General features: G+C 38.6%; 1 protein-coding gene. It reads right to left on the bottom strand.

Features of this window, described 5'->3' with window-relative positions; all coding sequences use genetic code 11:
* Window positions 1-67: 67 nt before the first annotated feature.
* On the bottom strand, window positions 68-220 hold the full coding sequence (locus DMC01_RS16985; protein ID WP_185908992.1) for a hypothetical protein: 153 nt from the start codon (window positions 218-220) through the stop codon (window positions 68-70).
* Window positions 221-474: the final 254 nt, after the last annotated feature.

Genomic DNA, 474 nt, shown 5'->3' with positions numbered 1-474 from the left:
ATAATAGGCAATAGCTCTTTGGTAGGGCAGTGTTGACGATCTGTGTATAAACTCCTGCGATTGCGTTTTAGCAAACCTTTTGCTTACAGTTACAAGAGGTGTAACGAAGTAAAAACACAGGAGTTTTCTTGTCAGCTCCACGCCCCCTTTTTCCACGCACCCTTTTTGCACCTTCTACTACGCAGTTGCAAGACGAAACGAAGCAAAAAATAACTCTCATCAACTTCAAGCGCTCATTTTCTAAAGAAACTTTGTTTTGCTGTTTTTTTCACACTCTTTGGCTATCAAAAGCCTTATTTGATGCACAATTGCATTCACGCAAGCACGAGTTATTTTGCAAAGTTTGGCGATTTTTTGCTTCTAAATCAAGGCTTCTTGCAAAGTTGCGAGTGTAACGAAGCAAAAAAATGCTTCGTAATTCCCTAAATTATATCTGCGAAATTCAGAAACGAATCTTTGTTTTTCATAGGACTT

Source organism: Campylobacter troglodytis (assembly GCF_006864425.1).
In the GTDB taxonomy this organism is placed as follows: Bacteria; Campylobacterota; Campylobacteria; order Campylobacterales; family Campylobacteraceae; genus Campylobacter_D; species Campylobacter_D troglodytis.
The sequence above is the reverse complement of the archived record's forward strand: the minus strand, read 5'-3'. Positions and strand labels throughout refer to the sequence as shown.